Genomic DNA, 6,109 nt, shown 5'->3' with positions numbered 1-6,109 from the left:
ACGGCCAGCAGGGGAGTGGCCATGATGAGCCCACCCTTGCGCACGAGCAGACGCTGGCCGTGGAAGGTGTCGGTCATGGGCACGAACCGGCGGAAAGCCCGGAGCACCTTCGACTGGTCGGGATTGAGGTGCTCGTCGCGCTGGCGGATCATCCGGAAACCCGTGTACAGCAGGAACGCCGCGAAGATGTAGAGCACCCACGAGAAGTTGGCGATCAGCACGGCGCCACCGGCGATGAAGATCCCGCGGAAAATCAGAGCGCCCAGCACCCCGAGGAACAGCACGCGGTGCTGGAACTGGGCCGGGACGGCGAAGTGGGCAAAGATGATTGCCCACACGAAAACGTTGTCCACCGCGAGGGACTTCTCGATGAGGTAGCCGGCGAAGTACTGCTGGCCGAACTCGGCGCCCCAGACGGCCCAGATGATCGCGCCGAAGCCCACACCGAGCGTGACCCAGACGGCCGACCAGGTGGCGGCTTCTCGGACGCCGATGACGTGAGCCTTGCGGTGGGCGACGAGGTCGATCGCCAGCATCACGATGATGAACGCCAGGACGGCAAGCCAGAGCCAGAGGGGGGTGTGCATAGTCAGGGACCTTTCGATCAGTAGGTGATCGAAGGTCTCTCCCGGCCCTGTCGGGCCCGCTCCGCCGGGTCCGAGGACCGTAGTGACGACGAAACGCGTGAGGGATACTCCCCTTCTGGTGCAGTTCAGTTAATCACAGGCGGGCGAGGTGTCGCCGGGTCAGTCGCTGGTGGGGGAGGCGTGGTCGGGTCCGCCTTCCCGCGGGGTGGGTGCGCCGGGTGGTTGCCGAGACGGTCATGCGCAATACTTGGCGTCGACGAGTTCGTCTATCTCAGACTTGGAGCGAGTGAAATCCCCTGATGGGTACCCCCTGCGAGAGGCCCGGGTCGGCTGACGACCCGGGTCCGAGTTGTCTCTGGCCAGTTTCACCGCGAAACCCGTGGTCGCTGAACCGTGAACCGCGATCACGTGAGCGAGCGTTCTGATGGGCGTGACGCTCCTGATGCTGCTGCTGGGGATCCTCGCGATCCTCGCGATCATCGCGGCGAACGGCTACTTCGTGGCCCAAGAGTTCGCATACATGTCCGTGGACAGGAACAGGCTCAAGGCGCGGGCGGACGCGGGGGACATCTCGGCAGCGCGTGCGCTGAAGGTCACCCAACGGACCTCGTTCATGCTCTCGGGCGCCCAGTTGGGGATCACGGTCACCGGACTGCTGGTGGGGTTCGTGGCCGAACCGCTGGTCGGCCAATCGCTCGGGACCCTGTTGGGTGGGGTCGGCGTCCCCGCGGCTGTCGGTGTGACGGTGGGTACCGTGCTGGCGTTGATCGCCGCGACGGTGGTGCAGATGATCTTCGGCGAGTTGTATCCCAAGAACCTTGCGCTGGCCAGCCCGGAGCCCCTGGCGCGTGGCCTGGCCCGTTCGACCACTGTGTACCTCACGGTGTTCGGCTGGCTCATCGTGGTCTTCGACAAGTCTGCCAACTTGTTGCTCCGGGCAGTCGGGGTCAATCCTGTTCACGATCTGGACACCACCGCCACGGCGGAGGATCTCGAGCGCATCGTCGCCGATGCCAGGGGAAGTGGGGATCTGCCCGAGAATCTCTCTGTTCTCATCGACAGAATTCTGGACTTTCCGGACCGGACGGTCGAGCATGCGATGGTTCCGAGGTCTCACACCAGTGTCGTCTCACCCGATGCGACGGTCGGGGAGGTGAGGGTTCTGATGGCCACCGGACACACCCGCTATCCGGTCGTCACCGTTGAGCAGGAGCCGGTCGGGGTGGTGCAGTTGGTGGACGTGCTCGCGTGGTCGTTGGAGCCCGACGCGCCGGTCACCGAGCTCATGCGCCCGGCGGTGGTGGTCCCCTCGTTGATGTCCCTACCGGATGCGCTGTTCAGCCTGACGGACTCCGAGGCCCAGCTCGCTGCGGTGGTGGATGAGTACGGGGGTTTCGCCGGCGTGATCACCATCGAGGACCTCGCCGAGGAGCTGATCGGCGAACTGACCGACGAGCACGACGTCGAGGCGGATTCGGTGATCTCCCTTGAGGGTGAGGACTGCTGGCGGATGGATGGCGACGTCCACATCGACGAGGCCGAGCGGGCACTCGGCCACACACTGTCCGAGGGTGACTACGAGACCGTGGCAGGTCTGGTGATCGCCGCTCACGGGCGACTACCCGAGGTGGGGCAGACGGTGCGTGTCGATCTGCCAATCGATCCCCGCGAGCTGATCGCCGACCATCCACGAGAAGTGGCGCTGGACATCGAGGTTCTCGAGGTGGCGCGGTTGGTGCCCAGTGAGCTGAGGATTCGTCTCGTGGAGCGTGGTGGCACCGTTCCCCTCGACGCCGGCGATGACGATGCGTCTGGAAAGAGCGAGGTTCGGTGATGGGAAACCCGATGGTTGTCACGGCCATTACTGCGGGGCTCATTGTGTTGAGTGCGTTCTTCGTCGTGATCGAGTTCGCACTCCTCGGCGCGCGACAGCACCGGCTCGAGAAGGAAGCGGCAACCAGTGCCTCGGCCCGCGCGGCGCTTCGCGGGATGAACGAGCTGACCCTCATGCTCGCCGGTGCCCAGTTGGGCATCACGGTCTGCACGTTCGCCCTCGGTGCGGTCACCAAGCCCGCCGTGGACTCGTGGCTCGGCCCGGTCTTCACTTCGTGGGGCGCACCGGCCCAGCTCGCTGGTGGCGTGGCGTTCGGGCTGTCGTTGCTCCTGGTGACCTTCCTGCATCTGGTGGTGGGGGAGATGGCGCCCAAGTCGTGGGCGATTGCGCACCCGGAATTCGCCGCCAAGTTCGTGGGCCTGCCCTCGAGGGGGTTCATCTGGGTGTTCCGTCCGCTGCTGCGGTGGGTTAACGCAGTGGCCAACCGTCTTGTCTCCGCCAGTGGCGTCACGCCGGTTGAGCGTGCCGCCGTGGGTGGACAGGACGCGGCTACGATCCGCCAGCTCGTCGAACACTCGGCGACGGCGGGTTCCCTCGACAACTCGTTCCGGTCCCCGTTGTCGGGTGCGCTCGGCTTGGACCAGTTGCATATCGGAGCGCTCGTCGACACCTCGACGGCACCCACCGCGGTCCCGGCCGGAGCCACGGTGGCCCAGGTCCAACAGGCCGCGACGCGCACCGGCTATACGCGGGTGCTCCTCCAGGACGGCAATTCGCCCACTCCGGAGGTGGTCCATGTGCGTGACACGTTGATGGAGCCCGCGGATGCGCACGCACGTGCCTTTGCGCGCCCGGTGATGGTGTTCGACTCTCGCACTCCGGTGTACGAGGCGCTCGCAGAGGCGCGCGAGCGCAGCGAACAGCTGGCCGCAGTGACGGACCAGGGCCAGTTCATCGGGGTGATCACCATCTCCGACATCCTCAAGCATCTCCTTCCCCAGGAGTCCGGACGAACCGGGGCGTAGCGCCCTGCACGTCGTCGGATGGGTTGTCGACGTCTGAACCCACCTCGGCCCGAGTCGTACGCAGAAGGAGTGCGGGAGGGGTGATCAGTCGTGTCGCCACGGCCGCGACCGCCAATCCAGCCGAGGTGTTCGGTGGGTTGCTCGGGTGGGTGCTGAACCCCGGGGAGAGCTCGGGTGAGATCGGGGCGCCGCGGCGACGACAGAGTTGACCAGCGACTGACCAATCATTGACTGACCATTCAGTCAGGACTACGTTGACTGAACACTCAGTCAGCGACGAAAGGCGGTAGCCGTGCCCGAGGATGACCCGTCCCGCAGCGGAGCCGATCGAAGCGGCGCTCATCGAAGCGGAGTCGACCGCATCCTGGACGCGGCGATCTCCAAGTTCGGCGCGCACGGCGTCAAGGGAACGAGCCTCAAGACCATCGCCGTCGAGGCGGGTGTCTCGCAGGCGCTGATTCTCCACCACTTCGGGAGCAAGGACCGACTGCACCAGGCCTGCGACGAGCACGTGGTGCGGCTGGTGCGGCAGGGCAAGGAGTCCTCGATGGGCCAGGGCGCACAGTTGGACCCGCTCCAGTCGCTGCGGCAGATCGAGGACAGTCGCCCGCTGCTGCGCTACCTGGCCCGCACCCTCTCTGAGGGAGGCGATCACATCGCGCATCTCATCGACGAGATGGTCGCCGACGCCGAGGCCTACACCGGGGCCGCCGTCGAGGCCGGTCTCATCAAGCCCAGCGCCCATTCGCGCGAACGAGTCATCGTACTGACGCTCTGGTCGCTGGGATCGTTGGTCCTGCACGAGCACATGAACCGACTGCTCGGCGTGGACTTCCTCGACACCGAGGCTCCGCCGGAGAGCCTCGCCCCCTACATGCTCCCGGTCGTGGAGCTGTTCACCCAGGGCCTGTTCGAACCCGGCACCCTCGACCGGTTCGCGGACGCGTTCGACACCCCTGACGGCCCCCGGAAGGAGCAGTGACCACCATGGACGACGTCGTGATCTCGGCGAGAGGACTGGTCAAGACCTTCGGCGCCACGCGCGCCCTCGACGGTCTTGACCTCGAGGTGGCACGGGGGGAGGTGCACGGCTTCCTCGGCCCCAACGGCGCCGGCAAGTCCACCACCATGCGCGTGCTGCTCGGCCTCCTCCGCGCGGACGCCGGCATCGTCAGACTGCTCGACGGCGACCCCTGGACCGACGCCGTCGAGCTCCACCGCAGGCTCGCGTACGTGCCCGGTGACGTGGAGCTGTGGCCCACCCTCACCGGCGGCGAGGCGATCGACCTGCTCGCCCGGCTGCGTGGCCCGCTCGACAGGCGGCGTCGCGACGCGCTGTGCGAGCGCTTCGACCTGGACCCCACCAAGAAGGCCCGCACCTACTCCAAGGGCAACCGGCAGAAGGTGGCGCTGATCTCCGCCCTGACCTCAGAGGTGGACCTGCTCCTGCTCGACGAGCCCACCGCGGGTCTGGACCCCCTCATGGAGGTCGTGTTCCAGGAGGCGATCGGTGAGGTCAAGGCCGCCGGCCGCACGGTCCTGCTCTCCAGTCACATCCTCGCGCAGGTCGAGGCGCTGGCGGACCGCATCTCCATCGTGCGGCAGGGCCGCACCGTCGAGACCGGGAGCCTGGAGGAGTTGCGCCACATGACCCGTACCACGATGGTCGCCCGCACGGACCGACCGGCGGACGATCTGCGGCGGGTCGAGGGGGTGCACGATGTGGAGATCGACGACGACGAGGTCCGCTTCCAGGTCGACGGAGACAGTGTCGACGAGGCCGTCCGTGCACTCGCCCCGCTCGGTGTCCGCTCGCTGGTCGCCCATCCGCCGACCCTCGAACAGCTGCTCATGCGCCACTACGGCGACGCTGCTGACGCCGGGACAGTGCGATGACCGGCCGCGCGATGACCGGCAGCGCGATGACCACCACGACCGCTCCCACCCGCGAGCGCCCGCACACCGCGGGTGCCGGTTCCCCGCTGGCCGGCACCGGCACCCTCGTCCGGTTCTCCCTGCGCCGGGACCGGATCAAGCTCCCGGCCTGGGTCGGCGGCCTGGGGCTGTTCGTGATCTACATCGGCGCGGCCCTCCCGCAGCTGGCGCCGACGGAGGACGACCTGGCCGCGGTGGTGCCGCTGTTCACCCAGCCGGTGGGCCGGATGTTCACCGGCCCCGCGTTCGGCATGGACGCCCCCACCTTCGAGAGGTTCTTCGCCGCCGGCTACGCGCCGTACCTGTTCCTTCTCGCCGCACTGATGAACATCATGCTGGTCACCCGGCACACCCGTGTCGAGGAGCAGACCGGCCGCGCCGAGCTGATCCGCGCGAGCGTCACCGGACGGCACTCGGCCCTCACCGCCACCCTGATCGTCGCCGCGATCACCAACGCCCTCGCGTGTGTGGTGGTCGCCGGTCTGGCGGTCACCAATGGTTTCGCCCCGCTCGGGTCCCTGCTCATCGGGCTGGGCACCGCGCTCGCGGGGATGGCGTTCGCCGGGATCGCCGCGGTGACCGCGCAGCTCAGCGCCTACTCGCGGGCGGCGGCGGGGATGGCCGGGCTGGTACTCGGGGTCGCCTTCATCCTCCGTGCCCTCGGCGACATGGCGGCCGTCGGGGGAACCGCCCTGTCCTGGGCCTCGCCCCTCGGGTGGGCGGCCCAG

At 67.7% G+C, this 6,109-nt stretch carries 6 protein-coding genes and 1 pseudogene; 6 read left to right on the top strand and 1 reads right to left on the bottom strand.

Annotated elements, in window-relative coordinates; all coding sequences use genetic code 11:
- The coding region (locus tag G6018_RS16885) for a TerC/Alx family metal homeostasis membrane protein (protein ID WP_182640258.1) at positions 1-587 on the bottom strand (587 nt) is incomplete at its 3' end.
- Between the two features lie 424 nt (positions 588-1,011).
- Here G6018_RS16885 and G6018_RS16880 point away from each other — a divergent pair.
- From G6018_RS16880 to G6018_RS16860, 6 genes and pseudogenes are all read left to right on the top strand, one after another.
- The gene (locus G6018_RS16880) at positions 1,012-2,421 is read left to right on the top strand and encodes a hemolysin family protein (RefSeq protein ID WP_182640257.1); all 1,410 of its coding nucleotides are present in this window, start codon (positions 1,012-1,014) and stop codon (positions 2,419-2,421) included.
- On the top strand, positions 2,421-3,446 hold the full coding sequence (locus G6018_RS16875; RefSeq protein ID WP_179524156.1) for a CNNM domain-containing protein: 1,026 nt from the start codon (positions 2,421-2,423) through the stop codon (positions 3,444-3,446). Before G6018_RS16880 ends, G6018_RS16875 begins: the two co-directional genes overlap by 1 nt.
- 80 nt (positions 3,447-3,526) lie before the next feature.
- A complete protein-coding gene (locus tag G6018_RS17610; protein WP_277817800.1) occupies positions 3,527-3,655 on the top strand; it encodes a hypothetical protein in 129 nt (42 codons plus the stop codon).
- Between the two features lie 83 nt (positions 3,656-3,738).
- Entirely contained in the window at positions 3,739-4,428 is a 690-nt protein-coding gene (locus tag G6018_RS16870) for a TetR family transcriptional regulator (protein ID WP_179524157.1), read from the top strand.
- Positions 4,429-4,433: 5 nt separating this feature from the next.
- The gene (locus tag G6018_RS16865) at positions 4,434-5,342 is read left to right on the top strand and encodes an ABC transporter ATP-binding protein (protein WP_182640259.1); all 909 of its coding nucleotides are present in this window, start codon (positions 4,434-4,436) and stop codon (positions 5,340-5,342) included.
- Positions 5,339-6,109, top strand: a pseudogene (locus G6018_RS16860) (ABC transporter); the annotation flags it as partial. The gene G6018_RS16865 and the pseudogene G6018_RS16860, both read left to right, overlap by 4 nt.

Origin of the sequence: Dietzia sp. DQ11-44 (genome assembly GCF_014145205.1) — a bacterium.
In the GTDB taxonomy this organism is placed as follows: Bacteria; Actinomycetota; Actinomycetes; order Mycobacteriales; family Mycobacteriaceae; genus Dietzia; species Dietzia natronolimnaea.
The sequence above is the reverse complement of the archived record's forward strand: the minus strand, read 5'-3'. Positions and strand labels throughout refer to the sequence as shown.

Bases quoted from the DNA above. Each gene is read 5' to 3' on its own strand.
- G6018_RS16875 (WP_179524156.1), top strand. From the start codon at position 2,421: ATGGGAAACCCGATGGTTGTCACGGCCATTACTGCGGGGCTCATTGTG.
- G6018_RS16880 (WP_182640257.1), top strand. From the start codon at position 1,012: ATGGGCGTGACGCTCCTGATGCTGCTGCTGGGGATCCTCGCGATCCTC.
- G6018_RS16865 (WP_182640259.1), top strand. From the start codon at position 4,434: ATGGACGACGTCGTGATCTCGGCGAGAGGACTGGTCAAGACCTTCGGC.